A 25881-nucleotide genomic window follows, 5' to 3' on the forward strand; every position below is an offset into this window, starting at 1 on the left:
AGACGATGAAAGTATTAGTGATTGGCAACGGCGGGCGCGAACACGCGCTGGCCTGGAAAGCGGCGCAGTCGCCAAAAGTCGAAACGGTATTTGTTGCGCCAGGCAACGCGGGCACCGCGCTGGAACCTGCGCTGCAAAACGTGGCAATCGGCGTGACCGATATTCCGGCGCTGCTGAGCTTTGCCCAAAATGAGAAGATCGATCTGACCATCGTTGGCCCAGAAGCGCCTCTGGTAATTGGCGTGGTCGATGCGTTTCGCGCTGCCGGTCTGAAAATCTTCGGCCCAACCGAAGGTGCAGCACAGTTGGAAGGCTCCAAAGCCTTCACCAAAGATTTCCTTGCCCGTCATAACATTCCGACGGCGGAGTATCAGAACTTCACCGAGATTGAGCCTGCGCTGGCCTATCTGCGTGAGAAAGGCGCGCCGATCGTTATCAAGGCCGACGGCCTGGCCGCCGGTAAAGGCGTTATCGTCGCGATGACGCTGGAGGAAGCCGAAGCCGCCGTTCATGACATGCTGGCAGGTAACGCTTTTGGTGATGCGGGCCACCGTATCGTTATCGAAGAGTTCCTCGACGGTGAAGAAGCGAGCTTTATCGTGATGGTTGACGGCGAGCACGTGCTGCCAATGGCCACCAGCCAGGACCACAAACGCGTGGGCAACGGCGATACCGGTCCGAACACCGGCGGTATGGGCGCTTACTCACCTGCACCGGTGGTGACTGACGACGTTCATCAGCGCACCATGGAACGCATCATCTGGCCAACCGTAAAAGGCATGGCGGCGGAAGGGAACACTTACACCGGTTTCCTGTACGCGGGTCTGATGATCGACAAACAGGGCAACCCGAAGGTTATCGAGTTCAACTGCCGCTTCGGCGATCCGGAAACCCAGCCGATTATGCTGCGTATGAAATCGGATCTGGTTGAACTGTGCCTTGCCGCCTGTGATGGCAAGCTGGATGAGAAAACCTCTGAGTGGGACGAACGCGCCTCTTTGGGCGTAGTGATTGCCGCAGGGGGTTATCCGGGCAACTACAATACTGGCGATGAGATCCACGGCCTGCCGCTGGAAGAAGTCGCTGACGGTAAAGTGTTCCACGCGGGCACCAAACTGTCTGCTGACGATCGCGTGCTGACCAACGGCGGTCGCGTCCTGTGCGCCACCGCGCTGGGCAACACCGTTGCCGAGGCGCAGCAGCGTGCCTACGCCCTGATGACCGACATCCGTTGGGACGGCAGCTTCAGCCGTAACGACATCGGCTGGCGCGCCATCGAACGTGAGCAAAACTAACGGCTGAGCTTAGCCAGCAGCGTTTTGCGCGTAATACCTAACTGACGGGCGGCTTCGGTTTTATTGCCGCCCGTTTTTTCCAGCGCCGCCAGAATCACTTCTTTTTCGACATCCACCAGCGGTTGAATCTCGCCACTGTATTCCGTTTTTATCGGCGTCGCGGCAATCGCCATCGGCAGCTCGCGTTCGGAAATATATTCCCCCGTTAGCAGCACCACCGAACGCTCAATCGCATTTTCCAGCTCACGGATATTACCCGGCCAGTCATAGTGGATCAGCAGATCCATCGCCTGCGGAGTAAAGCCTTTCACCGCTTTTCGATTACGTGTGGCAAAACGCTGGAGAAAATGTTCGGCCAGCAGAGGAATATCTTCCCGACGCTGGCACAGCGCTGGCATTTCAATAGTGATGACGTTCAGGCGATAGTAGAGATCCTGACGAAAGTGCCCGGCGTTAACTTCCTCCGCCAGATCGCGATGTGTGGCGGCGATCAGCCGGACATCAACCGCAATAGTCTGGTTGCTGCCAACCCGTTGCACTTCTCGCTCCTGGATTGCCCGCAGCAGACGCACCTGCATTAGCGGTGAGATATCGCCAATTTCATCAAGAAATAACGTGCCGCCTTCGGCTTCCACAAAGCGCCCTTCCCGCCGCTTATCCGCACCGGTAAACGCGCCTTTCTCATGACCAAAAAGTTCGGACTCCAGCAGCGATTCATTAAGCGACGCACAGTTCAGCGTCACCAGCGGTTTATCACAGCGGGCACTGCTGGCATGCAGCGCCCGGGCCACCAGCTCTTTCCCCGTACCGGAGTCTCCGTGAATGAGCACCGTTGCATCCGAGGGCGCAACCATCGCGATTTCATTGATCAACTGCTGCATCGCCGGACTGCTGCCAATCATGCCAAACTGCGCAGCCGACCCTGACGGCAGTTCAGCGCCCGTTTCCCGCGTATGCGCCAGCGCCTTTTCCAGAGTCTCCTGCAGGCGATCAAAATCCAGCGGCTTGATTAAGTAGTCCAGCGCCCCGGTTTTCAGTGCCTCAACGGCGGTCTCCACGCTGGAGAACGCCGTCATGATCAATACCGGAATCGCCGAATTCAGCGCTTTAATCTCTTTCAGCGTTGCGATGCCGTCCATCTCCGCCATACGCACATCGCACAGCACTAAATCAAATACGCGTTCACGCACCTGTTCCAGTGCCGCTTGCCCGCTATAGGCCAGCGCGACCTCATAACCCCAGCCGCGCAGCAGCGCCTGTAAAATGGTGCAGTGGCTGATATCGTCATCTACCACCAGAATATTGATTTTTCCGCGCGTCATCCTTGTTAATCCTGTTGTTTCGCGTTGGTCGGCAGCCAGAGGGTAAAGGTTGCGCCTTTGCCCTCAACGCTTGCCACATGAATGGTACCACCGTGCTGTTCAATTATGTTCTGCACTACCGCCAGCCCAAGGCCGGTTCCATCCGCTTTAGTCGTGAAGTAAGGCGTAAAAATGGCCTCCAGCTGTTCCGCTGCAATCCCTTTCCCGCTATCAATAACCACGATTTTAACGCGATCGCCGCTGCTTTCACTCGCTTCAACCGTAATCGTGCCCTGACGACCAATCGCATGAATGGCGTTCAGATACAGATTCAACAGCACCTGAGTCAGTCGGTCGGGATCGGCCTGAATAGCGGGCAGCGTGGAACTGGCCGAAAAACGTAGCTGGATTTCCCGGCTTGCCGCATCCTGACTCACCAGGTTTAATGAGTGGGTGATGACCTCATTGAGATCCACCTGTTGCAGCGTCAGATGCGCAGGTTTCACCAGCTCCAGCAGTTCGCTCACCACCCGATTTAAACGGTCCGCCTCTTTCGCCATCACCTGCGCCAGCTCATGCGACTCACCACCAGCCGGAGTTCGTTCGGCAAAATACTTTGCTAAACCTTTGATCGATGAAAGCGGGTTTCGAATCTCATGCGCGACCCCGGCCGCCAGATGCCCGAGCGCCATCAGTTTTTCTTTACGCTTCATCGCATCCTGCAGTTCTTTGTACGAGCGCTGATAGCGCTGATACCAGAAGAACGTCAGCACAGTGGCCAGCAGCACGGCCGCCAGCGCAGACAGGACGATCAGGGTGTTACGCCACTCTCTTGCCTGAGTCGCAGCCAGATCGCTGGCATCAAAAGCGATAAATATGGTTTGTGCGGGGGTGATAAGCTGTCCGTCATTGCTGGCACAGCGCGCCATGCCATGACGTCCTGGACCATACATCGGCTGAAACTGACGATAAATTTCCAGGACCGGTGTTTTTTCACCGTCCCCCGTAGGCATGTCAATATTCCGCCAGCTTTCTTGTTCCCCGGGGCTTAGTTGCCGCAGGACATCCGGTGAATAGAGCGTTTTACCGACCATCGCGGAATTGCTGTGAGTAATAATGACGCCATGATCGTCAACGACGGCAAACCATAGCACGCCTGGTTGTACGGCCATTTCCTCCAGCAGCGTCTGCTGTTGAGCATGATGCATGCGCATCCCCATACCTACGCGCGTACCAGACTCCAGAGCGCGGATGAGCACGCTGCCTTTTTCCAGTAGCGTTTGCCGCGCGGCGCCGCTTTCCCGCCCATAGTCCCGAATGGTCATAATCGAAAACCAACCGACCAAAATCAGGATTGCCGCCAGCAAGAGTCGGCTCAACCACTTGGCCGCCGTGTCCTTATAAAGACGCATACGCTCTCCCTTTATCCCACCTGTTCCTTTCATCGTTGCAGGTATACAGCAGAAATCATGCCATTTTTTCTCAATGATAACCCTGCCCTCAGACACAAACCGCTGAAAGTAGCGGGTAAAAATGACCCGCCGGCGCGTTCTGGCGAGTCATTTTTACTCGTCGCCCTGTAAAGACCACGAGTACAACGCCCGCGGGACCTGGATTGCCGCTTTGGCACGGAAGATGCAATAGGAAATGTAATCTAACCAACAGGAGAACGACCCATGAAACGGAACAACAAACTGGCGCTGATTGCGCTCTCTCTTATCGCGTTGGGCTCTACCCCGGCGCTGGCGCAAAATCACTGGGGATATGGTGATGGAATGCAGCAACGAGGCGGTACGCCAATGACCACTGAGCAGCAGGCTACCGCGCAGAAAATATATGATGATTACTACTCGCAGACCAACGCCTTGCGCCAACAGCTGACCTCTAAACGTTATGAGTACAACGCGTTGCTAACAGCCAGCTCGCCGGACACTGCAAAAATTAATGCCGTGGCAAAAGAGATGGAGGCGTTGAATCAGTCACTGGATGAGCAGCGCGTTAAACGCGATGTCGCAATGGCCCAGGCAGGCGTACCTCGCGGAGCGGGAATGGGCTACGGCGGGTGCGGCGGTGGCGGCAACCATCGCGGCGGCCATATGGGAATGGGCCACTGGTAAACGGTTTTTGCCGGATGGCGGCCTCACCTTATCTGGCCCGATGTCCTGGCATCAGGTTTTCAGAAGGTTTTGGCAGTAGGCTGCCAGTGACAAAAATCTTCATTAGCAACCAGCAGTAGCTGCGACCCTTCGGGCGCTTCCAGCCATGCCACACTCACTTCTACAGATGAATGGCTCTGGCGGCGCTCAATGTGGTTTATCGCCCACGATTCCAGATCGGGCTTCAGTGTTTCACCTTCACAGGTCGTGACTGTGTTATTCGCATGCCAGCGTCCCTGACGCAATATCACCCGTCCCTGACGCAACGCATCGCTGGTCTGGCGGATTTGATCGGCACGATAGCGGTAAAGCGCAATTTGATCGCTGGAAAGCTGCTGCTTTTGCCCATCGACTTCACGTTGCATGAAACTCAGTTCGCCCCGGTCATCGAAGCGTATACGGACATGTTCCGGTGGTTTACTGTAAGTGTTGAGTTCTATCAGCGAGAGCGAATCACCCTGCCAGCGGTATTCACTGGTAGTGGTATCGCCTTTACGCCACGGACTAAATACCGAGAGTAAGTGAACATCGTCGCTGGAATCTTTACGCCAAATGCGTACCGCCCCCTGATCGCCAACATAGCCGCTGGCCGTGAACGGAGGAAGCTCAGAGTGGCGACTACAGGCAGACAGTAACAGCACACCTGAAAGCCAAAGCGAATGACGCCAGATGGACAAAAGGGGCGAAACCGCCCCTTCGATAAAACTGTTCACTGCCACGCGAATTACTTAACCGCGTCTTTCAGTGCTTTACCAGAAACAAATGCCGGTACGTTAGCTGCGGCAATTTTGATTTCTTTACCGGTCTGCGGGTTGCGGCCAGTGCGCTCAGCACGGTGGTTCACTTTGAAGGTACCGAAACCAACCAGTTGTACAGCATCGCCTTCTTTCAGAGACTCAGTAATAGCAGCCAGAGTGGATTCCAGAGCAGCTTTAGCCTGTGTTTTAGACAGTTCTGCTTTGTCTGCAATTACATCAATCAGTTGAGTCTTGTTCATAAGTTATCCTTACAATGTGTTTATCGCTTGCTAAGCATCGAGTGCGACGGAAATGCCAGAAAAGCACTCTCCTGCATACACGCACCGATAGCCACTTTTTTTCGCCCCCCAAATGTAGACCAGACCGGGGGCGGATGGGAAGCCTTCAGGCACGACAAATCAGGCGTTAAATCACGTTTTATGGTGTCATTGCTGAAAATTTATACCAATATTGCTCTCGCCAGCCTCGCGCAGGTCTGCACGAAGCCCTTTTATCAGCTCAATATCGCGTTCTTCACAGTCGGCTAAAAGTCGGAAAATTTCCCACTGAATATCCCATTCTTGCTCAACGGCCGGGTTCTCTTTGAGCTCTTCATCGGTCATTTCGCGACCAGCCTGGGTCATTTCCAGCATCGCAACCGTCGTAATCGAAGCCTTACTAACCTCAATTGCATGTTCCAGCGTTTCACCGCTAAGACGCGAATGCATCAGTTCGCTTAATGCCACACAGGCATCAATCGCCGGATAAACGCCGTACAAATCATAATCGTCTGCTGAAGGAATAGCCTCTTCAAATTTTTCCAACTGGCTATCGAAATTGATTTTCGCGTCTTTAACCGTCAGCGCTTCCCAAATCAAATCCAGAATCCGGCGGTAAATTTGTCCATCGCCAAATTCGGTTTGCTTACAGAACATGGCGTAGTTGGGGTACATGCGTTCGCACAGACAGGCCATAAACGTGACGTGCTGCCAGCTTTCAAGCTTCTCCAGACGCAGGTGAATCGGATTTTGTAACATGATGAGTTCTCAAATACGGAAATTAGCGGCAGTTTACCCGATATGGGGCGTTTTTGCTGCAAGCCGCGTAAAAGCAGGGCGTTCGGATGCCACCGCATCTGCCCAGCGTGTTGGTTCCGGCAGACGATAGCCGTTCATACAGCGTTGTACCCACGCTAACGCGCTGTCCTGGCTCACGCGATGACCCGTAGAGATAAACAGCGGGTTACAGCGTGCTTTGCTGCGCCAAACCCATGCCAGCTGTTCGCCTTTATCCAACAACGGCGCTAACGCTCCGGGTTCGGCGGCGAGCGGCTCAAACTTGCCGCACAACCGTTTTTTCGCCACGCCAATCGTCGGGACATCCACCAGCAGGCCAAAATGGCTGGCCACGCCCAGACGGCGAGGGTGAGAGATCCCGTGACCGTCAACGAACAGCAGATCAGGCTTGTGCGAAAGCTGCTGCCAGGCGGCCATCAGCGCGGGTGTTTCGCGAAAGGAGAGAAAGCCAGGAATGTAGGGCATGGTGGTGGCGATTCGCGCCACCTTGTATTCAACCAGTTCCAGCGAGGGGTACTTCAGTAAGACCATCGCGGCTCGCGTCACTTCGCCCCCCTGCTCGAACCCAACGTCCGCCCCGCCGATCAGATCCGGCGGATCGCTCCTCAGGCGATCCTCGCGGATCACTGAAGAGGACAGTTCAAGCTGCTGCGCGCGTAATGACGCAAGATCCATAATGACTCCTTAGCGGTGGTACTGTTCAGACAACCGATGTACCGCCTCCACAAAGACACCCGCATGCTCTGGCGGGACATCCTGATGAATGCCGTGGCCCAGGTTAAAGACATGGCCTTCACCCTGACCAAAACCGGCCAGAATCGTCGCCACCTCTTCTTCGATGCGGGCTGGCGGCGCATACAGCATGGACGGATCCATATTGCCCTGCAGTGCCACTTTATGACCTACACGACGACGCGCATCGGCAATGTCAGTGGTCCAGTCCAGACCTAACGCATCACAGCCGGTTTCCGCCATCGCTTCCAGCCACTGACCACCGCCTTTGGTGAACAGCGTCACCGGTACGCGACGACCTTCGTTCTCGCGCATCAGACCGTCGACGATTTTGTGCATGTAATACAGGGAGAACTGCTGATAGTCGCGACCGGTCAGCACACCGCCCCAGGTGTCGAAAATCATTACCGACTGCGCGCCCGCTTTGATCTGCGCGTTCAGGTACAGAGTGACGCTCTTCGCCAGCTTATCAAGCAGCAGATGCAGCGCCTTTGGATCGGCGTACATCATCTTTTTAATCACGGTGAAGGCCTTACTACTGCCGCCTTCGACCATATAGGTCGCCAGTGTCCACGGGCTACCGGAGAAGCCGATCAGCGGCACTTCGCCTTTCAGTTCACGGCGGATAGTGCGCACCGCATTCATCACATACCCCAGCTCATCTTCCGGGTCCGGGATCGGCAGTTTGTCGACGTCAGCCTTGCTGGCGATCGGTGAGGTAAAGCGTGGGCCCTCTCCGGCTTCAAAATACAGCCCAAGTCCCATCGCATCGGGAATCGTCAGGATATCCGAAAAGAGGATCGCCGCATCAAGCTTATAGCGACGCAGCGGCTGCAGCGTGACTTCGCAGGCCAGCTCGGCATTTTTGCACAGCGCCATAAAATCGCCCGCTTCGGCACGCGTGGCTTTATATTCCGGTAGATAGCGGCCCGCCTGGCGCATCATCCATACCGGAGTGACATCAACGGGCTGGCGCAGCAGCGCACGCAGATAACGATCGTTCTTCAGTTCGGTCATTTTTCCATTCCTTGAGCTATTTCACGCCAGTGTAACATGTGTGTCACTCATACTCTGCCCGACAGAGGGCGACAGTATCTTCAATCAATCGACGCGCGACGGTGCCCGGCGGGGGCAGGAGCGGTAAATCGTCGTAGCGATACCAGTTCGCTTCCAGCAGTTCCTTCGGGTCAATAACAATTTCGCCGCTATCATACTCCGCCATAAATGCGGTCATCAAAGACTGTGGGAACGGCCACGGCTGAGAAGTGACGTAGCGCAGGTTTTTCACCTTAATGCCGCTCTCTTCCATGACTTCGCGCGCCACCGCCTGCTCGAGGGTCTCGCCCACTTCGACAAAACCCGCCAGCACGGTATGCACGCCGTTACGATGGCGAACATGTTGGGCTAGCAGGATAGCGTCGTCACGGCGAATAGCGACGATAATGCAGGGGGCAATTTGCGGGTAGTAGCGTTCTCGACAGTGGCTACACAGCATCGCCCATTCCGTTTTACTCGGGTGCATGGGATGACCGCAGTAACCGCAGAATTTATGTGAGCGGTAGAACTCGGCCAGTTGTACGCCGCGTCCGGCCAGTTGAAACAGGCCAACGTCCTGGTCAATGACCTGGCGCACCGATCCCATATCGTACCGACGCTGCTGCTGCACCAGCCAGACCGTCTCTCCTTCCCATTCGCCTATAGGAAGTGCACGCTGCCCGGTCAGATCAAAACTTGCTGCGTCGCCGTAAGGCAGTTCGCCATGAGGCAACCATAACTTTTGCTCATGACTGACAATCCACCAGCCGCTATCTAATTTTTCAATTATACGATCCATATCTCTTGCGCAACCTTTGCTTCACAGGCATGTTGTTTACATTATTTTTACATTTACGGGTGAGCCGTTCCTAAACACCATCTTGCGGAGTCAATCATGCTAAACCAGCTGGAAAGCCTGACGGAGCACGTCGGAGGAAGTAACAAACTGGTTGATCGCTGGCTACATGTACGTAAGCACCTGCTCGTGGCTTACTACAATCTGGTTGGCATTAAGCCTGGCAAAGAATCGTACATGCGGCTCAATGAAAAGGCGCTGGATGATTTTTGCCAGAGCCTGGTCGATTACCTTTCCACCGGACACTTCAGTATTTATGAACGTATTCTCCATAAATTGGAAGGGAACGGGCAGCTTTTAAAAGCCACAAAAATTTGGCCGCTCCTGGAAGCCAATACGCAACTGATCATGGACTACTATGATTCCAGTCTGGAGACCGCCATTGATCACGATAACTTCCTTGAATTTCAACAGGCCTTATCGGATATCGGCGAGGCGCTGGAAGCCCGGTTCGTGCTGGAAGATAAGCTGATCATGCTGGTTTTTGATGCGATGCACGAGAGTGGCATGATCAAACGTCCTGCTTGAGATTTGCGACATTAACGCGTAATTTACATTCATTACCTCTTTTTGAGGTTACTTCTTGTCGGAGTGCTTATTTTCCACAGCAGCATGAGTGGAAAAGGCTGAGACCGTTAATTCGGGATCCGCGGAACCTGATCAGGTTAAAACCTGCGAAGGGAACAAGAGTCAATCTACAACCGTATCGCCCTTTGGCGTTCGTCTCTCTTGCTTCATCCGTCGTCTGACAAGCCATATCCTTACTTTTATTTGGAATGAGCTATGTCTGCCACTACTAAACCATCACGCCGCGAACAGCGCGCCCAAGCCCAACACTTTATCGACACGCTGGAAGGTACCGCCTTTCCTAACTCAAAACGTATCTACATCACCGGTTCGCAGGCGGATATCCGCATCCCGATGCGCGAAATCCAGCTAAGTCCTACGCTGATTGGTGGTACGAAAGACAACCCGCAGTTTGAAGAGAACGAAGCCGTGCCGGTGTACGACACCTCCGGGCCGTACGGCGATCCTGATGTGGCGATTAACGTTCAGCAGGGTCTGGCAAAACTGCGCCAGCCATGGATTGCGGCGCGTAACGATAGCGAAGAATTAGACGACCGTAGCTCCGCTTATACCAAACAACGTCTGGCCGACGATGGCCTGGACGAGCTGCGTTTCAGCGGCCTGCTGACGCCAAAACGCGCCAAAGCCGGCAAGCGCGTTACCCAGTTGCACTATGCCCGTCAGGGGATGGTTACCCCGGAGATGGAATTTATCGCCATCCGTGAAAACATGGGCCGCGAGCGCATTCGTAGTGAAGTGCTGCGCCATCAGCATCCAGGAATGAACTTTGGTGCGCGCCTGCCGGAAAACATCACCCCGGAATTCGTGCGTGATGAAGTCGCTGCGGGCCGCGCGATTATTCCTGCCAACATCAACCACCCGGAATCCGAGCCGATGATCATCGGCCGCAACTTCCTGGTGAAGGTGAACGCCAACATCGGTAACTCGGCGGTGACCTCCTCCATTGAAGAAGAGGTGGAGAAGCTGGTGTGGTCGACCCGCTGGGGCGCAGATACGGTGATGGACCTCTCCACCGGCCGCTATATTCACGAAACCCGCGAGTGGATCCTACGTAACAGCCCGGTGCCGATCGGTACCGTACCGATCTACCAGGCGCTGGAGAAGGTTAACGGGATCGCTGAAGATCTCACCTGGGAAGCCTTCCGTGACACGCTGCTCGAACAAGCCGAACAGGGCGTCGACTACTTCACCATTCACGCGGGCGTACTGCTGCGCTACGTGCCGATGACCGCTAAACGCCTGACAGGTATTGTCTCGCGCGGCGGTTCGATCATGGCGAAATGGTGTCTTTCTCATCACAAAGAGAACTTCCTGTTTGAACATTTCCGCGAGATTTGCGAAATCTGTGCCGCTTATGACGTTTCGCTCTCTCTCGGCGACGGCCTGCGTCCAGGCTCGATTCAGGATGCCAACGACGAAGCGCAGTTCTCCGAGCTGCATACGCTGGGCGAACTGACCAAAATCGCCTGGGAATACGACGTGCAGGTGATGATTGAAGGCCCGGGTCATGTGCCGATGCATATGATCCAGCGCAACATGACCGAAGAGCTGGAGCACTGCCATGAAGCGCCGTTCTACACCTTAGGGCCGTTGACGACAGATATCGCGCCGGGCTATGACCACTTCACCTCCGGCATTGGTGCGGCGATGATCGGCTGGTTTGGCTGTGCGATGCTGTGCTACGTCACGCCAAAAGAGCACCTTGGCCTGCCGAACAAAGAAGACGTGAAGCAAGGGCTGATTACCTACAAGATTGCCGCCCACGCCGCTGATTTAGCCAAAGGCCATCCGGGTGCGCAGATCCGCGATAACGCCATGTCGAAAGCGCGCTTCGAATTCCGCTGGGAAGACCAGTTTAACCTCGCACTCGACCCATTCACCGCCCGCGCCTATCACGATGAAACCCTGCCACAGGAGTCCGGCAAGGTTGCCCACTTCTGCTCCATGTGCGGGCCGAAGTTCTGCTCGATGAAAATCAGCCAGGAGGTCCGCGACTACGCCGCCGCACAAACCATTGAAATCGGAATGGCGGATATGTCGGAGAACTTCCGCGCCAAAGGCGGCGAAATCTACCTCAAAAAAGAGGAGGCGTGATGTACCAGCCTGATTTCCCGACCGTGCCGTTCCGCCTCGGGCTTTACCCGGTGGTAGACAGCGTTGAATGGATTGAACGCTTGCTGCAGGCAGGTGTGCGCACGATCCAACTGCGCATTAAAGATAAACGTGATGAAGAGGTCGAAGCCGACGTCATTGCCGCCATAGAGTTGGGGCATCGCTATGATGCTCGCCTGTTTATCAACGACTACTGGAGTCTGGCAATTAAGCACAACGCGTACGGCGTGCATCTGGGCCAGGAAGACCTCGAAACCACCGACCTGAAGGCGATTCAGGCGGCGGGGCTACGCCTGGGTGTTTCCACTCACGATGATATGGAGATAGACGTAGCGCTGGCTGCTAAGCCTTCTTATATCGCGCTGGGTCATGTCTTCCCGACGCAAACCAAGCAGATGCCGTCGGCCCCGCAGGGTCTCACGCAGTTGGCAAGCCATAGTAAACGACTGGCGGATTACCCCACTGTCGCTATCGGCGGCATCAGCCTTGAGCGCGCCCCAGCGGTGCTGGCGACCGGCGTTGGCAGCATTGCCGTGGTCAGCGCCATAACCCACGCCGCAGACTGGCAGGCAGCCACGGCGCAGCTACTGGACATTGCGGGAGTCGGCGATGAATGACCGCGATTTTATGCGCTACAGCCGCCAGATCCTGCTCGGCGACATTGCCATTGAGGGCCAACAAAAGCTGCTCGATAGCCATGTGCTGATCGTCGGCTTAGGTGGGCTCGGCTCGCCTGCGGCACTGTATCTGGCGGGAGCGGGCGTCGGCACGCTGACGTTGGCGGACGATGATGACGTTCATCTGAGCAACCTGCAGCGGCAAATATTGTTCACCACCGATGATATCGCCCGGCCGAAAGCACAGGCGGCAAAGCGACATCTGGCACGCCTTAATCCGGACAGCGAGCTGGTCGTCCTTGAGCAGCGGCTGACCGGTGAGGCGCTCCGGCATGCGGTAGCGCGTGCCGACGTGGTGCTCGACTGTACCGACAACATGGCGACGCGCCAGGAAATTAACGCCGCCTGCGTGATGCTCAACACTCCGCTCATCACCGCCAGCGCTGTGGGCTTTGGCGGCCAGCTAATGGTACTGACGCCACCGTGGGAACAAGGCTGTTACCGTTGCCTGTGGCCGGATGATGTAGAGCCGCAACGCAACTGCCGCACCGCCGGCATCGTCGGCCCGGTTGTGGGCGTGATGGGCACCTTGCAGGCGCTGGAGGCGATTAAATTACTCAGCGGCATTGAAACTCCCAGTGGGGAGCTACGCCTGTTCGACGGTAAAACCAGCCAGTGGCGCAGCCTCGCGCTACGTCGTGCCAGCGGCTGCCCGGTCTGCGGAGGACAACATGCAGATTCAGTTCAATGATGAGCTAATGCAGTGCGCCGAGGGACAAACCGTCAGCGGGCTGCTCACTGCGCTAAATCAACTTAAACCGGGAGCGGCGCTGGCGCTTAATCAGCAGATCCTGCCGCGCGAGCAGTGGGAGCAGCAAATCGTGCAGGAAGGCGACCAGATCCTGCTTTTTCAGGTTATTGCAGGGGGTTGATATGTTACGTATTGCCGACAAAACGTTTGATTCACATCTGTTCACCGGCACCGGAAAATTTGCTTCGTCGCAGCTGATGGTCGAGGCGATCCGCGCCTCCGGCAGCCAACTGGTGACGCTGGCGATGAAGCGCGTGGATTTGCGCCAGCACAACGATGCCATTCTGGCCCCACTTATCGACGCGGGGGTGACGCTACTGCCTAACACCTCCGGGGCGAAAACCGCGGAAGAGGCTATTTTCGCCGCCCAGCTGGCGCGTGAAGCGCTGGGCACAAACTGGCTAAAATTAGAAATCCACCCGGACGCCCGCTGGCTATTGCCGGATCCGATTGAAACGTTAAAAGCCGCGGAAGCATTGGTGAAACAGGGCTTTGTGGTGCTGCCCTACTGCGGCGCGGATCCGGTGCTGTGTAAGCGGCTGGAAGAGGTCGGCTGCGCGGCGGTAATGCCGCTCGGCGCGCCCATCGGTTCTAATCAGGGACTGGAAACGAAAGCGATGCTGGAGATTATTATCCAACAGGCAACCGTACCGGTGGTGGTTGATGCGGGTATCGGCGTCCCCAGCCACGCCACACAGGCGCTGGAAATGGGTGCCGACGCAGTGCTGGTCAACACGGCAATCGCCGTGGCCGACTGCCCGGTCACGATGGCTACCGCCTTCCGTCTGGCGGTTGAAGCGGGCCTTCTGGCGCGCCAGGCGGTACCAGGAAGCAAAAGTTCGCAGGCAAGCGCCACCAGCCCGTTAACCGGATTCCTGGAGGCCTTCGTATGAAAACGTTCAGCGACCGCTGGCGCCAGCTTGACTGGGATGACATCCGCCTGCGTATCAACGGTAAAACCGCCGCTGACGTGGAGCACGCCCTCAACGCTTCACAGCTTAGTCGCGACGATCTGATGGCGTTGCTCTCCCCTGCCGCCGCCGACTTTCTGGAGCCGTTGGCACAGCGAGCGCAGCGCCTGACCCGCCAGCGCTTCGGCAACACGGTCAGCTTTTATGTTCCGCTGTATCTCTCAAATCTTTGCGCCAACGACTGCACCTACTGCGGCTTTTCCATGAGCAACCGTATCAAACGCAAAACGCTGGACGAAGATGAGATAAAACGAGAGTGTACCGCTATCCGTGAGCTGGGTTTTGAGCATCTGTTGTTGGTCACCGGTGAACATCAGGCAAAAGTCGGAATGGATTACTTTCGTCGCCATTTGCCCACCATTCGCCGCCAGTTTGCCTCGTTGCAGATGGAAGTTCAGCCGCTGTCAGAGGCTGAATATGCGGAGCTGAAGACTCTGGGACTGGATGGCGTGATGGTGTATCAGGAGAGCTATCATGAGGCGATTTACGCTCGCCACCATCTGAAGGGGAAAAAGCAGGATTTCTTCTGGCGACTGGAAACGCCGGACAGGCTGGGCCGCGCAGGGATCGATAAAATCGGTCTTGGCGCGTTGATTGGTTTGTCCGACAGCTGGCGGGTCGATTGCTATATGGTGGCTGAACATCTGCTGTGGATGCAGCAGCATTACTGGCAGAGCCGCTACTCCATCTCCTTCCCTCGCCTGCGCCCATGCACCGGTGGCGTTGAACCCGCATCGATCATGGACGAGCGACAGTTGGTCCAAACCATTTGCGCGTTTCGTTTACTGGCGCCAGAAATTGAGCTGTCGCTCTCCACCCGCGAATCGCCATGGTTCCGTGATCATGTGATCCCGCTGGCGATCAACAACGTCAGCGCCTTCTCAAAAACACAGCCCGGCGGTTATGCCGATAACCATCCTGAACTGGAACAGTTCTCCCCACACGACGCCCGTCGCCCAGAAGCCGTTGCTGAAGCACTAATGGCGCAGGGGTTACAGCCCGTGTGGAAGGACTGGGACAGCTATCTGGGACGCGCTTCGCAGATGCCGTAAGTCCGGAGCAATCGCATAAAACGAAAAAACCCGCTTTCGCGGGTTTTTTCTTCACTGCCACTTAACTGCTCAGGCTCTGGCCTTCATCGCTATCGTAAGCATTAGTGAAATTATCGGCGATTACAGCGCGACAACATTAACAGCAGACGGGCCTTTAGCGCCATTCTCCACAGAGAACTCCACTTTTTGACCTTCGTCTAATGTTTTAAAATCGTTACTCTGGATAGCAGAGAAATGCACAAACACGTCCTTGCTACCGTCCTGAGGAGTGATAAAGCCGAAGCCTTTCTCAGAGTTAAACCATTTTACTAAACCAGTCATTTTGTTAGACATAGATACTTCCTTTCATATTTTTGAGCCGCTTAAGCAGCGAAGATGGCCTGTTTTGCAGAAATTAACTTATGGGGCACTTAGGGAGGAGGCTCATGAAGAAGAGTATCTGAGGATAACGCTTGAACTGAGAACTGCTTTACTAAAACTGCTTTCATAAGGTCTGTGTATCAAACCGATGTCGCTATAGTAGACTTACTTCTAATCAATAAGCAAGCATTAATTTATTTAATAATCGATTAACGCCGAAATGTTACACCATTGCGGTTGAGCATTTCAGGTAACAACTTGATCTAAAATGAACAAAAGCCCTGACCATTGCAGTCAGGGCTTTAAGTTACTACACACTTCAAATTTAACATTAATAAACTTAACGATTTAGTACTGCTGATGGTACTACTTTAAAATGTACACGTTTACTACAGATAATATTGGATATTGATACTAACTAAAAACGTCCTCTATTTACCGTTAAACACATTCCACCCGCTTGATAATAGAACTCAAGGCTGGTGACCTAAACAAGTACACTTCCCCTCGCGACATATACTCTTTGATGCGTTGCCTTATTTCCCTTGCGATAACCAGAAAACAGAAACCGCAAACATTTACTATTAAATCATGACGTTACATCGTCGCGTTTTACTAACTATTTGCGATTAGATATATCAACTACGTGGCCTGAAAGCATTGTCGAGGTGAATAAATAGCGTTTTCAGCATCGACTATCCCATACAAAAATACTTCGTGGCCTTTATCGCAACCCCCAATCAAGCTCTACTAACACTTACTACCTTAACAGCAAACTACAATTTCTCCGCTGTTAAGCATTAACATACGGGTTTAAAAAACGCTGTCAATACTGTTTTTTATAACATGTCTTTATTAACAGTGATTATATATTCCTGCATATGATAAATGGGTCAACAATCGCCAAATCAGGGCCAGATCGTAGGGTTGAGCCTCTTTTTGTAACCGGTTTCAGAAAAAGTGACTTTCTTTGTGATGCCTTGCACACAATCGTTGCAAAGCAGTTGTTGCTGCGGCTGGCTCGCGATAATTATCAACCCACACATGTTGATCGAGACTGCTTATGAAAAACATCGTTTTATGCTGTGCCGCCGGAATGTCCACCAGCATGCTGGTGCAAAAGATGAATGATGCCGCCCAGAAAAAAGGAGTCGACGTCACTATCAAAGCGGTCCCGGTGGCTGAGTTTGAAGAGAATATCGCCACTGCGGATATCGTATTGCTCGGCCCACAGGTTAAGTATGAACAGGCCAAGCTGCAGGCGCTCGCCGACCCGCTAGGAAAAAAAGTCGCCGTTATCGATATGATGGATTACGGCATGATGAAAGGCGATGCGGTACTGGACAAAGCGCTGAAACTACTGGAGTGATGGCATGGAAGAGTTAGAAACGATCATCATGGAATTATTGGTAAACGCCGGAGCTGCGCGCAGTCAAGCCCTGACGGCGTTGCAACTGGCGCGTAAAGGTGATTTCGCCGGGGCAGAACACGCGATGATAGAATCACGCGAGTATGTTAAACAAGCGCATAAAATCCAAACCCAACTGATCGGAATTGACGAAGGTACCGGCAAACTACCGGTTAATCTCATCACCGTCCATTCGCAGGACCACCTGATGAATGCCATGGTGATTCAGGATCTGGCAGGCGATATGATTGAACTGTATCGACGCTTACCACCAGTAAACTGATCGGATGGCGTAAGCCGTAGGCCTCATAAGCCTGGCGTCATCATGCCGGATGGCAGCTGCTGCCTTATCCGGCCAACATAATACATCTTAAATCCATCGACATAAAAAAACCCGCCGAAGCGGGTTTTTTATTAGCGTCAGCAACGATTAATCGTTGTCAGAACCACCCAGGCCTGCGTTCAGCAGTTCTGCCAGGCTGGCAGACGCATCTTCAGCAGTCACCTGCGGAGCAGCTGGCAGTTCGCCCGCTGCGCGGCGGCGCATACGATCCTGGTGGTACGCATAACCGGTACCCGCCGGGATCAGACGACCCACGATAACGTTCTCTTTCAGACCGCGCAGTTCATCACGTTTACCTGCAACAGCGGCTTCGGTCAGGACACGCGTGGTTTCCTGGAACGATGCTGCAGAGATGAAGGACTCGGTCGCCAGAGACGCTTTGGTGATACCCAGCAGATCGCGGGAGAATGTTGCACCCACTTTGCCGTTCGCTTCCAGATCGCGGTTAGCAATCTTGACGCGGGAGTATTCAACCTGCTCGCCTTCCAGGAAGTCGGAGCTACCAGCGCTTTCGATGGTGGCTTTACGCAGCATCTGACGAACGATAACTTCGATGTGCTTATCGTTAATCTTAACGCCCTGCAGACGGTATACGTCCTGAACTTCGTTAACGATATAACGAGTTACAGCATGCACACCACGCAGACGCAGGATGTCGTGCGGCGCTTCCGGACCGTCGGAAACAACGTCACCACGTTCTACACGTTCACCTTCGAACACGTTGAGCTGACGCCATTTCGGAATCATCTCTTCGTACGGCTCGCTACCGTCTACCGGGGTGATAACCAGACGACGTTTACCTTTGGTTTCTTTACCGAAGGAAATGATGCCGCTGATTTCAGCCAGGATTGCCGGCTCTTTCGGACGACGTGCTTCGAACAGGTCCGCAACGCGCGGCAGACCACCGGTGATATCCTTGGTACCGCCGGATTCCTGCGGAACACGCGCCAGGGTGTCACCAGAACTGATCTGTACGCCATCTTCCAACTGAACAATCGCTTTACCCGGCAGGAAGTACTGAGCAGGCATATCAGTGCCTGGGATCAGAACGTCGTTGCCCTGAGCATCAACAATTTTCAGTGCCGGACGCAGGTCTTTACCACCCGCAGTACGCTCTGCAGAATCCAGAACCACCAGAGAAGACAGACCGGTCAGCTCGTCGGTCTGACGAGTAATGGTCTGGCCGTCGATCATGTCAGTGAAGCGGACGAAACCACTCACTTCGGTGATAACCGGCATGGTGTGCGGATCCCAGTTCGCTACGGTTTCGCCGCCAGCAACCTGTTCGCCATCACCTTTCGCCATAACGGAGCCGTAAGGCACTTTATAGCTTTCTTTGGTACGGCCGAATTCGTCGATCAGTTTCAGTTCGGTGTTACGTGAGGTGATAACCAGTTTACCGCTGGAGTTAACAACCGACTTCGCATTGCTCAGACGGATGCTACCTTTATTTTTCACCTGGATGCTGGATTCAGCAGCCGCACGAGATGCCGCACCACCGATGTGGAACGTACGCATCGTCAGCTGTGTACCCGGTTCACCGATGGACTGTGCCGCGATAACGCCGATTGCTTCACCTTTATTGATGATGTGGCCACGCGCCAGGTCACGACCATAGCAGTGCGCACATACACCAAAGTCGGTGTCACAGGATACAACGGAACGGACTTTGACGGAGTCAACGGAGTTCTCTTCCAGCAGGTCACACCACTGTTCGTGCAGCAGCGTGTTGCGTGGAACCAGAATATCCGCCGTACCCGGCTTCAGAACGTCTTCAGCAGTCACACGACCCAGAACGCGATCGCGCAGCGGTTCTTTAACGTCACCACCCTCGATAACCGGGGTCATGGTGATGCCTTCCAGCGTGCCGCAATCGTCTTCAGTAACAACCAAGTCCTGCGCAACGTCAACCAGACGACGAGTCAGATAACCGGAGTTCGCTGTTTTCAGTGCGGTATCCGCCAGACCTTTACGAGCACCGTGAGTAGAGATGAAGTACTGGAGTACGTTCAGACCTTCACGGAAGTTCGCGGTGATTGGCGTTTCGATGATGGAGCCATCTGGCTTAGCCATCAGACCACGCATACCAGCCAGCTGACGAATCTGTGCTGCAGAACCACGCGCACCGGAGTCGGCCATCATGTAGATGCTGTTGAAGGAAACCTGCTGCTCTTCTACGCCGTCACGGTTAATCACGGTTTCGGTTTGCAGGTTATCCATCATCGCTTTGGATACACGATCGTTCGCCGCAGCCCAGATATCGATAACTTTGTTATAGCGTTCGCCTGCGGTTACCAGACCAGACTGGAACTGCTCCTGGATCTCAGCAACTTCAGCTTCCGCTTCAGAGATGATCTCGTGTTTCTTCTCTGGGATGACCATGTCATCAATACCAACAGATGCACCTGAACGCGCTGCATAAGCAAAGCCGGTGTACATTGTCTGGTCAGCGAAGATAACGGTCGGCTTGAGGCCCAGAATGCGGTAACAGGTGTTCAGCATTTTGGAGATTGCTTTCTTGCCCAGCGCCTGGTTGACGATGGAGAAAGGCAGACCTTTCGGTACGATCATCCACAGAATGGCGCGACCAACGGTCGTGTCTTTCAGGCTGGTGTGCGCAACGAATTCGCCGTTTTCATCTTTTTCGTATTCAGTGATACGCACTTTAACGCGCGCATGCAGAGAGGCCAGACCTGCGCGATAGATACGCTCAGCTTCTTTCGGGCCAGTCAGCACCATGCCTTCGCCTTTGGCGTTAACACAGTCACGGGTCATGTAGTACAGACCCAATACAACGTCCTGAGACGGAACGATGATAGGTTCGCCGTTCGCCGGAGACAGGATGTTGTTGGTAGACATCATCAGCGCACGCGCTTCGAGCTGGGCTTCCAGCGTCAGCGGTACGTGAACAGCCATCTGGTCACCATCGAAGTCGGCGTTATATGCCGCACAAACCAGCGGGTGCAGCTGGATAGCTTTACCTTCGATCAGTACCGGTTCAAATGCCTGGATACCCAGACGGTGCAGGGTTGGTGCACGGTTCAGCAATACCGGGTGTTCGCGGATAACTTCGTCCAGGATATCCCAAACGACAGCTTCTTCACGCTCAACCATTTTCTTAGCGGCTTTGATGGTGGTGGCCAGGCCACGCAGTTCCAGCTTGCCGTAAATGAACGGTTTGAACAGTTCCAGTGCCATTTTCTTCGGCAGACCGCACTGATGCAGACGCAGGTATGGACCTACGGTGATTACAGAACGACCGGAGTAGTCAACACGCTTACCGAGCAGGTTCTGACGGAAACGACCCTGTTTACCTTTGATCATATCGGCCAAAGATTTCAGAGGACGTTTGTTAGAACCGGTGATCGCACGACCACGACGACCGTTATCCAGCAGGGCGTCAACCGCTTCCTGCAGCATACGTTTTTCGTTACGTACGATGATGTCCGGCGCAGCCAGATCCAGCAGACGTTTCAGACGGTTGTTACGGTTGATCACGCGACGGTACAGATCGTTCAGATCCGATGTTGCGAAACGACCACCATCCAGCGGAACCAGCGGACGCAGATCTGGCGGCAGAACCGGCAGAACGGTCAGGATCATCCACTCTGGCTTGTTGCCAGACTGTACGAATGCTTCCAGCAGTTTGATACGTTTGGTCAGCTTCTTACGCTTGGTTTCGGAGTTGGTTTCGTTCAGCTCTTCGCGCAGAGTTTCGCACTCTTGCTCCAGATCCATGCTCTTCAGCAGGGCCTGGATTGCTTCCGCACCCATCTTCGCGTCGAATTCGTCACCGAACTCTTCCAGCGCGTCCAGATACTGCTCTTCAGTCAGGATCTGTTGACGTTCCAGGTTAGTCATACCGCCTTCGATAACCACATAAGATTCGAAGTACAGTACGCGTTCGATATCGCGCAGCGGCATATCGAGCAGCAAACCGATACGGGACGGCAGAGATTTCAGGAACCAGATGTGAGCGGTCGGAGACGCCAGCTCGATGTGGCCCATACGCTCACGGCGTACTTTAGTTTGGGTCACTTCAACGCCGCACTTCTCACAGATCACACCGCGGTGTTTCAGGCGCTTGTACTTACCGCACAGGCACTCATAGTCTTTTACCGGCCCAAAGATACGGGCGCAGAAAAGGCCGTCACGTTCAGGTTTGAACGTACGGTAGTTGATGGTTTCCGGCTTCTTAACTTCACCGAAAGACCATGAACGGATCATGTCTGGCGAGGCCAGAGCAATTTTGATCGCATCAAACTCTTCGGTTTTAGTCTGCGCTTTCAGAAACTTTAATAAATCTTTCACGGATTTGCTCCCGTCGGAGTTAGCACAATCTGGCGCTGGCTGTTACGCCAGCACCAGTGACCTGTTTGATCGAGAGTTACTCGTCTTCCAGCTCGATGTTGATACCCAGCGAACGAATCTCTTTCAACAGTACATTGAAGGATTCCGGCATGCCTGGTTCCATCTGATGGTTGCCGTCCACGATGTTTTTATACATCTTAGTACGACCGTTCACGTCATCAGACTTAACGGTGAGCATTTCCTGCAGGGTGTATGCCGCGCCGTATGCTTCAAGCGCCCACACTTCCATCTCCCCGAAGCGCTGACCACCGAACTGAGCCTTACCACCCAGCGGCTGCTGAGTAACCAGGCTGTAAGAACCGGTAGAACGCGCATGCATCTTGTCATCAACCAGGTGGTTCAGTTTCAGCATGTACATGTAGCCAACGGTAACCTGGCGCTCGAACTGCTCACCGGTACGACCGTCGAACAGTGTGATCTGACCGGAAGTCGGCAGGCCACCCAGCTGTAACAGTTCCTTGATTTCAGACTCTTTCGCACCGTCGAACACCGGCGTTGCGATTGGCATACCTTTTTTCAGGTTTTCAGCCAGACGCAGAACTTCTTCATCGCTGAAGGTATTCAGGTCAACTTTCTGACGAACATCTGAACCCAGATCGTAAGCACGCTGGATGAATTCGCGCAGTTTCGCGACTTCCTGCTGCTGTTTCAGCATGGCGTTGATCTTATCGCCGATACCTTTCGCAGCCATACCCAGGTGGGTTTCAAGGATCTGACCGATGTTCATACGCGATGGTACGCCCAGCGGGTTCAGCACGATATCTACCGGCGTACCGTTAGCATCGTGTGGCATATCTTCGATCGGGTTGATCTTAGAGATTACACCCTTGTTACCGTGACGACCTGCCATCTTATCACCAGGCTGGATCCGACGTTTAACCGCCAGATAAACCTTAACAATCTTCAGCACGCCCGGTGCCAGATCGTCGCCCTGAGTGATTTTACGGCGTTTCGCTTCGAGTTTTTTCTCGAACTCGTGTTTCAGTTCGTCGTACTGCTCAGCCAGTTGTTCCAGCTGATTTTGTTTCTCTTCGTCGGTCAGGCCGAGTTCTAACCAGCGATCGCGCGGCAGTTTGTCGAGCTTCTCAGCTTCAACACCACCGGAAACCAGCACAGCGTAGATACGGCTGAACAGGCCAGCTTCGAGGATTTGCAGTTCTTCAGACAGGTCTTTTTTCGCCTGCTTCAGCTGCATCTCTTCGATTTCCAGCGCACGTTTGTCTTTTTCTACGCCATCGCGAGTAAAGACCTGAACGTCGATAATCGTACCGGAAACACCGTTTGGCACGCGCAGAGAAGAGTCTTTAACGTCAGACGCTTTCTCACCGAAGATCGCACGCAGCAGCTTCTCTTCTGGCGTCAGCTGGGTTTCACCTTTCGGCGTTACCTTACCAACCAGAATATCGCCACCGGTTACTTCCGCGCCGATATAAACGATACCGGATTCATCCAGTTTGGAGAGCGCAGCTTCACCCACGTTCGGGATGTCAGCGGTGATCTCTTCCGGCCCCAGCTTGGTGTCACGGGACACACATGCCAGTTCCTGAATGTGGATGGTGGTGAAACGGTCTTCCTGGACAACACGCTCAGATACGAGGATGGAGTCTTCGAAGTTGTAACCATTCCATGGCATGAATGCCACGCGCATGTTCTGACCGAGCGCCAGTTCACCGAGATCGGTGGACGGACCGTCTGCCAGCACATCACCACGTTCAACCGGTTCGCCCAGAGATACGCAAGGCATCTGGTTGATACAGGTGTTCTGGTTAGAACGGGTGTATTTGGTCAGGTTATAAATGTCGATACCTGCTTCGCCCGGGTACATCTCGTCTTCGTTAACTTTGATAACGATACGGGAAGCATCCACGTACTGGACAGTACCGCCACGTTTAGCAACCGCGGTAACACCGGAGTCGACGGCAACAGCACGTTCCATACCGGTACCAACCAGCGGCTTATCAGCACGCAGAGTCGGAACCGCCTGACGTTGCATGTTCGCACCCATCAATGCACGGTTGGCGTCATCGTGTTCCAGGAACGGGATCAGGGACGCACCGACGGATACCACCTGCTGGGTGGATACGTCCATGTAGTCAACCTGGTCACGGCTGAACAAGCTGGATTCGCCTTTGCTACGGCAGGTAACCAGATCTTCTACAAAGTGGCCTTCGTCATCCAGGTTGGAGTTCGCCTGAGCGATAACGTAGTTGCCTTCTTCGATAGCAGACAGGTAATGAATTTCGTCAGTTACAACACCGTCGGTCACTTTACGGTACGGAGTCTCGAGGAAGCCGTATTCGTTAGTCTGTGCGTACACAGACAAGGAGTTGATCAGACCGATGTTCGGACCTTCAGGCGTTTCGATTGGACATACGCGACCGTAGTGAGTCGGGTGTACGTCTCGAACTTCGAAGCCTGCGCGTTCACGGGTCAAACCGCCTGGGCCGAGTGCAGAGATACGACGTTTGTGCGTAATCTCAGACAGCGGGTTGTTCTGGTCCATAAACTGAGACAGCTGGCTGGAACCAAAGAACTCTTTCACTGCTGCAGAAATCGGCTTAGCGTTGATCATATCCTGAGGCATCAGGGTATCCAGATCGCCCAGAGACAGACGCTCTTTCACCGCACGCTCAACACGTACCAGGCCAACGCGGAACTGGTTTTCCGCCATTTCGCCTACGGAACGGATACGACGGTTACCGAGGTGGTCGATATCATCGACTTCGCCTTTACCGTTACGGATATCGATGAGCTTCTTCATCACTTCGATGATGTCGTCTTTGCTCAGGATACCAGAACCTTCGATTTCGTCGCGCAGCAGAGAACGGTTGAACTTCATACGACCAACCGCAGACAGGTCATAGCGGTCTTCGGAGAAGAACAGGTTCTCGAACAGGCTTTCAGCAGCTTCACGCGTCGGCGGCTCACCAGGGCGCATCATGCGGTAGATTTCTACCAGCGCGCTCAGACGATCGTTGGTTGGGTCGACACGTACAGTTTCAGAAATGTACGGACCGTGGTCCAGATCGTTGGTGAACAGCGTTTCGATACGCTTGTGGCCAGACTGGCTCAGCTTAGCCAGCAGATCCAGACTCAGCTCCATGTTAGCTGCGCAGATCAGCTCGCCAGTAGATTCGTCAACGTAGTCTTTAGCCGCAACTTTACCAGCAATGTATTCAACCGGAACTTCGATATGTTTGATATCGTCTTTTTCCAGCTGGCGAATGTGGCGCGCAGTGATGCGACGGCCTTTTTCGACGTAGACTTTGCCGTTAGCTTCGATGTCAAAGGAGGCGGTTTCACCACGCAGGCGTTCCGGCACCAGTTCCATCTGCAGCTTGTTGTCACGAATTTCGAAAACAACTTTCTCAAAGAACAGGTCAAGGATCTGCTCAGTGGTGTAGTTCAGTGCACGCAGAATAATGGTCGCAGGCAGTTTACGGCGACGGTCAATACGTACGAACAGGTTGTCCTTCGGATCGAATTCGAAGTCCAGCCAGGAACCACGGTAAGGGATGATACGCGCGTTATACAGCACTTTACCCGAAGAGTGGGTTTTACCTTTGTCGGAGTCAAAGAAGACGCCAGGACTACGGTGCAGCTGAGAAACGATAACACGCTCAGTACCGTTGATAACAAAGGTACCGTTGTCTGTCATGAGCGGAATTTCGCCCATGTAGACTTCTTGTTCTTTAATGTCTTTTACGGTGCCTTCCGGCGCTTCGCGCTCGTAGATCACCAGGCGCAGTTTTACGCGCAGCGGTGCGGAATAGGTCACGCCACGGATCTGACATTCCTGAACGTCAAACACCGGTTCGCCAAGGCGGTAGCTGACGTATTGCAGCTCGGAATTACCGCTGTAGCTCTGAATCGGGAAAACGGAACGGAAAGCTGCTTCCAGACCATACTGCCCTTCAGGATCTTGCTCGATGAACTTCTGAAACGAGTCAAGCTGGATAGAAAGGAGATAAGGTATGTCCAACACTTGCGGACGTTTACCAAAATCCTTACGAATACGTTTTTTCTCGGTATAGGAGTAAACCATTAGGGTTCCTCAGCT

General features: G+C 54.0%; 22 protein-coding genes and 1 riboswitch. Of the genes, 11 read left to right on the plus strand and 11 right to left on the minus strand.

All coding sequences use genetic code 11. The features are described from left to right. The first annotated feature begins 5 nt into the window (after positions 1-5). Positions 6-1295: a phosphoribosylamine--glycine ligase gene (gene purD / locus GFC06_RS03070; RefSeq protein ID WP_016157951.1), complete on the plus strand. Its 1290-nt coding sequence runs from the start codon at positions 6-8 to the stop codon at positions 1293-1295. Here the strand turns inward: purD and zraR are convergent. Then, on the minus strand, positions 1292-2617 hold the full coding sequence (gene zraR, locus GFC06_RS03075) for a sigma-54-dependent response regulator transcription factor ZraR (RefSeq protein WP_049282587.1): 1326 nt from the start codon (positions 2615-2617) through the stop codon (positions 1292-1294). The two genes, purD and zraR, sit on opposite strands and share 4 nt — an antisense overlap. 5 nt (positions 2618-2622) lie before the next feature. Next, positions 2623-4008, minus strand: a complete 1386-nt coding sequence (zraS, locus tag GFC06_RS03080; RefSeq protein WP_047498846.1) for a two-component system sensor histidine kinase ZraS — start codon at positions 4006-4008, stop codon at positions 2623-2625. Between the two features lie 264 nt (positions 4009-4272). Between zraS and zraP the strand changes: the two genes are divergently transcribed. After that, entirely contained in the window at positions 4273-4713 is a 441-nt protein-coding gene (zraP, locus tag GFC06_RS03085) for a zinc resistance sensor/chaperone ZraP (protein WP_016155316.1), read from the plus strand. 59 nt (positions 4714-4772) lie between these two features. Here the strand turns inward: zraP and GFC06_RS03090 are convergent, their stop codons facing one another. From GFC06_RS03090 to nudC, 6 genes are all read right to left on the minus strand, one after another. Beyond that, positions 4773-5465, minus strand: a complete 693-nt coding sequence (locus GFC06_RS03090) for a DUF1481 domain-containing protein (protein ID WP_047359007.1) — start codon at positions 5463-5465, stop codon at positions 4773-4775. Positions 5466-5476: 11 nt separating this feature from the next. Then, positions 5477-5749, minus strand: coding sequence for a nucleoid-associated protein HU-alpha (gene hupA / locus GFC06_RS03095; RefSeq protein ID WP_001044509.1), 273 nt, complete (start codon positions 5747-5749; stop codon positions 5477-5479). A 186-nt stretch (positions 5750-5935) separates the two neighbouring features. Next, positions 5936-6526 carry a YjaG family protein gene (locus tag GFC06_RS03100; protein WP_003842015.1) on the minus strand — a complete coding sequence of 197 codons (591 nt, stop codon included), beginning with the start codon at positions 6524-6526 and terminating at the stop codon, positions 5936-5938. A 33-nt stretch (positions 6527-6559) separates the two neighbouring features. Next, a complete protein-coding gene (gene nfi, locus GFC06_RS03105) occupies positions 6560-7240 on the minus strand; it encodes a deoxyribonuclease V (RefSeq protein ID WP_153689828.1) in 681 nt (226 codons plus the stop codon). A gap of 9 nt (positions 7241-7249) precedes the next feature. Next, positions 7250-8314 carry a uroporphyrinogen decarboxylase gene (gene hemE, locus GFC06_RS03110; protein WP_046276272.1) on the minus strand — a complete coding sequence of 355 codons (1065 nt, stop codon included), beginning with the start codon at positions 8312-8314 and terminating at the stop codon, positions 7250-7252. Positions 8315-8357: 43 nt separating this feature from the next. Next, a complete protein-coding gene (nudC, locus tag GFC06_RS03115; protein ID WP_049282584.1) occupies positions 8358-9131 on the minus strand; it encodes an NAD(+) diphosphatase in 774 nt (257 codons plus the stop codon). Positions 9132-9227: 96 nt separating this feature from the next. Here nudC and GFC06_RS03120 point away from each other — a divergent pair, with 96 nt between their 5' ends. The 7 genes from GFC06_RS03120 (at position 9228) to thiH (ending at position 15339) form a co-directional block, all read left to right on the plus strand. Next, complete coding sequence (locus GFC06_RS03120) at positions 9228-9716, plus strand: Rsd/AlgQ family anti-sigma factor (RefSeq protein ID WP_016155311.1); 489 nt, start codon at positions 9228-9230, stop codon at positions 9714-9716. 49 nt (positions 9717-9765) lie between these two features. Further along, positions 9766-9888: riboswitch (TPP riboswitch) on the plus strand. Positions 9889-9971: 83 nt separating this feature from the next. Beyond that, on the plus strand, positions 9972-11870 hold the full coding sequence (thiC, locus tag GFC06_RS03125; protein ID WP_047498840.1) for a phosphomethylpyrimidine synthase ThiC: 1899 nt from the start codon (positions 9972-9974) through the stop codon (positions 11868-11870). Continuing rightward, positions 11870-12505, plus strand: a complete 636-nt coding sequence (thiE, locus tag GFC06_RS03130) for a thiamine phosphate synthase (RefSeq protein ID WP_153689829.1) — start codon at positions 11870-11872, stop codon at positions 12503-12505. Before thiC ends, thiE begins: the two co-directional genes overlap by 1 nt. Then, positions 12498-13256 (plus strand): HesA/MoeB/ThiF family protein, encoded by a 759-nt coding sequence (locus tag GFC06_RS03135; RefSeq protein WP_075849248.1) that lies wholly within the window; start codon positions 12498-12500, stop codon positions 13254-13256. The genes thiE and GFC06_RS03135 overlap by 8 nt, the downstream gene beginning before the upstream one ends. Beyond that, a complete protein-coding gene (gene thiS / locus GFC06_RS03140) occupies positions 13237-13437 on the plus strand; it encodes a sulfur carrier protein ThiS (protein ID WP_047498831.1) in 201 nt (66 codons plus the stop codon). Before GFC06_RS03135 ends, thiS begins: the two co-directional genes overlap by 20 nt. 1 nt (position 13438) lies before the next feature. Continuing rightward, positions 13439-14209 (plus strand): thiazole synthase, encoded by a 771-nt coding sequence (gene thiG / locus GFC06_RS03145; RefSeq protein ID WP_016157944.1) that lies wholly within the window; start codon positions 13439-13441, stop codon positions 14207-14209. Then, positions 14206-15339 carry a 2-iminoacetate synthase ThiH gene (thiH, locus tag GFC06_RS03150; RefSeq protein WP_016157943.1) on the plus strand — a complete coding sequence of 378 codons (1134 nt, stop codon included), beginning with the start codon at positions 14206-14208 and terminating at the stop codon, positions 15337-15339. The genes thiG and thiH overlap by 4 nt, the downstream gene beginning before the upstream one ends. 120 nt (positions 15340-15459) lie before the next feature. On the opposite strand, the gene cspE is transcribed toward thiH, so the two are convergent. Further along, a complete protein-coding gene (cspE, locus tag GFC06_RS03155; protein WP_016155304.1) occupies positions 15460-15672 on the minus strand; it encodes a transcription antiterminator/RNA stability regulator CspE in 213 nt (70 codons plus the stop codon). Positions 15673-16762: 1090 nt separating this feature from the next. On the opposite strand from cspE, the gene GFC06_RS03160 reads away from it, so the two are divergent. Further along, positions 16763-17068 carry a PTS sugar transporter subunit IIB gene (locus GFC06_RS03160; RefSeq protein WP_153689830.1) on the plus strand — a complete coding sequence of 102 codons (306 nt, stop codon included), beginning with the start codon at positions 16763-16765 and terminating at the stop codon, positions 17066-17068. Positions 17069-17072: 4 nt separating this feature from the next. Further along, a complete protein-coding gene (locus GFC06_RS03165; RefSeq protein ID WP_047415986.1) occupies positions 17073-17390 on the plus strand; it encodes a PTS lactose/cellobiose transporter subunit IIA in 318 nt (105 codons plus the stop codon). A 147-nt stretch (positions 17391-17537) separates the two neighbouring features. Here GFC06_RS03165 and rpoC read toward each other — a convergent pair whose 3' ends face one another. Together rpoC and rpoB are read right to left on the minus strand one after the other, a co-directional pair. Continuing rightward, positions 17538-21761, minus strand: a complete 4224-nt coding sequence (rpoC, locus tag GFC06_RS03170; protein WP_016155301.1) for a DNA-directed RNA polymerase subunit beta' — start codon at positions 21759-21761, stop codon at positions 17538-17540. A 76-nt stretch (positions 21762-21837) separates the two neighbouring features. Then, a complete protein-coding gene (rpoB, locus tag GFC06_RS03175; RefSeq protein ID WP_003033111.1) occupies positions 21838-25866 on the minus strand; it encodes a DNA-directed RNA polymerase subunit beta in 4029 nt (1342 codons plus the stop codon). Positions 25867-25881 lie beyond the last annotated feature (15 nt).

The sequence above is a fragment of the Citrobacter braakii genome, assembly GCF_009648935.1.
Taxonomy (GTDB): Bacteria; Pseudomonadota; Gammaproteobacteria; order Enterobacterales; family Enterobacteriaceae; genus Citrobacter; species Citrobacter braakii.

What these genes read in the sequence shown, in the direction of transcription:
- purD (WP_016157951.1), top strand. Translation starts at nt 6, where the DNA reads ATGAAAGTATTAGTGATTGGCAACGGCGGGCGCGAACACGCGCTGGCC.
- zraR (WP_049282587.1), bottom strand. Translation starts at nt 2,617, where the DNA reads ATGACGCGCGGAAAAATCAATATTCTGGTGGTAGATGACGATATCAGC.
- zraS (WP_047498846.1), bottom strand. Translation starts at nt 4,008, where the DNA reads ATGCGTCTTTATAAGGACACGGCGGCCAAGTGGTTGAGCCGACTCTTG.
- zraP (WP_016155316.1), top strand. Translation starts at nt 4,273, where the DNA reads ATGAAACGGAACAACAAACTGGCGCTGATTGCGCTCTCTCTTATCGCG.
- hupA (WP_001044509.1), bottom strand. Translation starts at nt 5,749, where the DNA reads ATGAACAAGACTCAACTGATTGATGTAATTGCAGACAAAGCAGAACTG.
- GFC06_RS03100 (WP_003842015.1), bottom strand. Translation starts at nt 6,526, where the DNA reads ATGTTACAAAATCCGATTCACCTGCGTCTGGAGAAGCTTGAAAGCTGG.
- nfi (WP_153689828.1), bottom strand. Translation starts at nt 7,240, where the DNA reads ATGGATCTTGCGTCATTACGCGCGCAGCAGCTTGAACTGTCCTCTTCA.
- hemE (WP_046276272.1), bottom strand. Translation starts at nt 8,314, where the DNA reads ATGACCGAACTGAAGAACGATCGTTATCTGCGTGCGCTGCTGCGCCAG.
- nudC (WP_049282584.1), bottom strand. Translation starts at nt 9,131, where the DNA reads ATGGATCGTATAATTGAAAAATTAGATAGCGGCTGGTGGATTGTCAGT.
- GFC06_RS03120 (WP_016155311.1), top strand. Translation starts at nt 9,228, where the DNA reads ATGCTAAACCAGCTGGAAAGCCTGACGGAGCACGTCGGAGGAAGTAAC.
- thiC (WP_047498840.1), top strand. Translation starts at nt 9,972, where the DNA reads ATGTCTGCCACTACTAAACCATCACGCCGCGAACAGCGCGCCCAAGCC.
- thiE (WP_153689829.1), top strand. Translation starts at nt 11,870, where the DNA reads ATGTACCAGCCTGATTTCCCGACCGTGCCGTTCCGCCTCGGGCTTTAC.
- GFC06_RS03135 (WP_075849248.1), top strand. Translation starts at nt 12,498, where the DNA reads ATGAATGACCGCGATTTTATGCGCTACAGCCGCCAGATCCTGCTCGGC.
- thiS (WP_047498831.1), top strand. Translation starts at nt 13,237, where the DNA reads ATGCAGATTCAGTTCAATGATGAGCTAATGCAGTGCGCCGAGGGACAA.
- thiG (WP_016157944.1), top strand. Translation starts at nt 13,439, where the DNA reads ATGTTACGTATTGCCGACAAAACGTTTGATTCACATCTGTTCACCGGC.
- thiH (WP_016157943.1), top strand. Translation starts at nt 14,206, where the DNA reads ATGAAAACGTTCAGCGACCGCTGGCGCCAGCTTGACTGGGATGACATC.
- cspE (WP_016155304.1), bottom strand. Translation starts at nt 15,672, where the DNA reads ATGTCTAACAAAATGACTGGTTTAGTAAAATGGTTTAACTCTGAGAAA.
- GFC06_RS03160 (WP_153689830.1), top strand. Translation starts at nt 16,763, where the DNA reads ATGAAAAACATCGTTTTATGCTGTGCCGCCGGAATGTCCACCAGCATG.
- GFC06_RS03165 (WP_047415986.1), top strand. Translation starts at nt 17,073, where the DNA reads ATGGAAGAGTTAGAAACGATCATCATGGAATTATTGGTAAACGCCGGA.
- rpoB (WP_003033111.1), bottom strand. Translation starts at nt 25,866, where the DNA reads ATGGTTTACTCCTATACCGAGAAAAAACGTATTCGTAAGGATTTTGGT.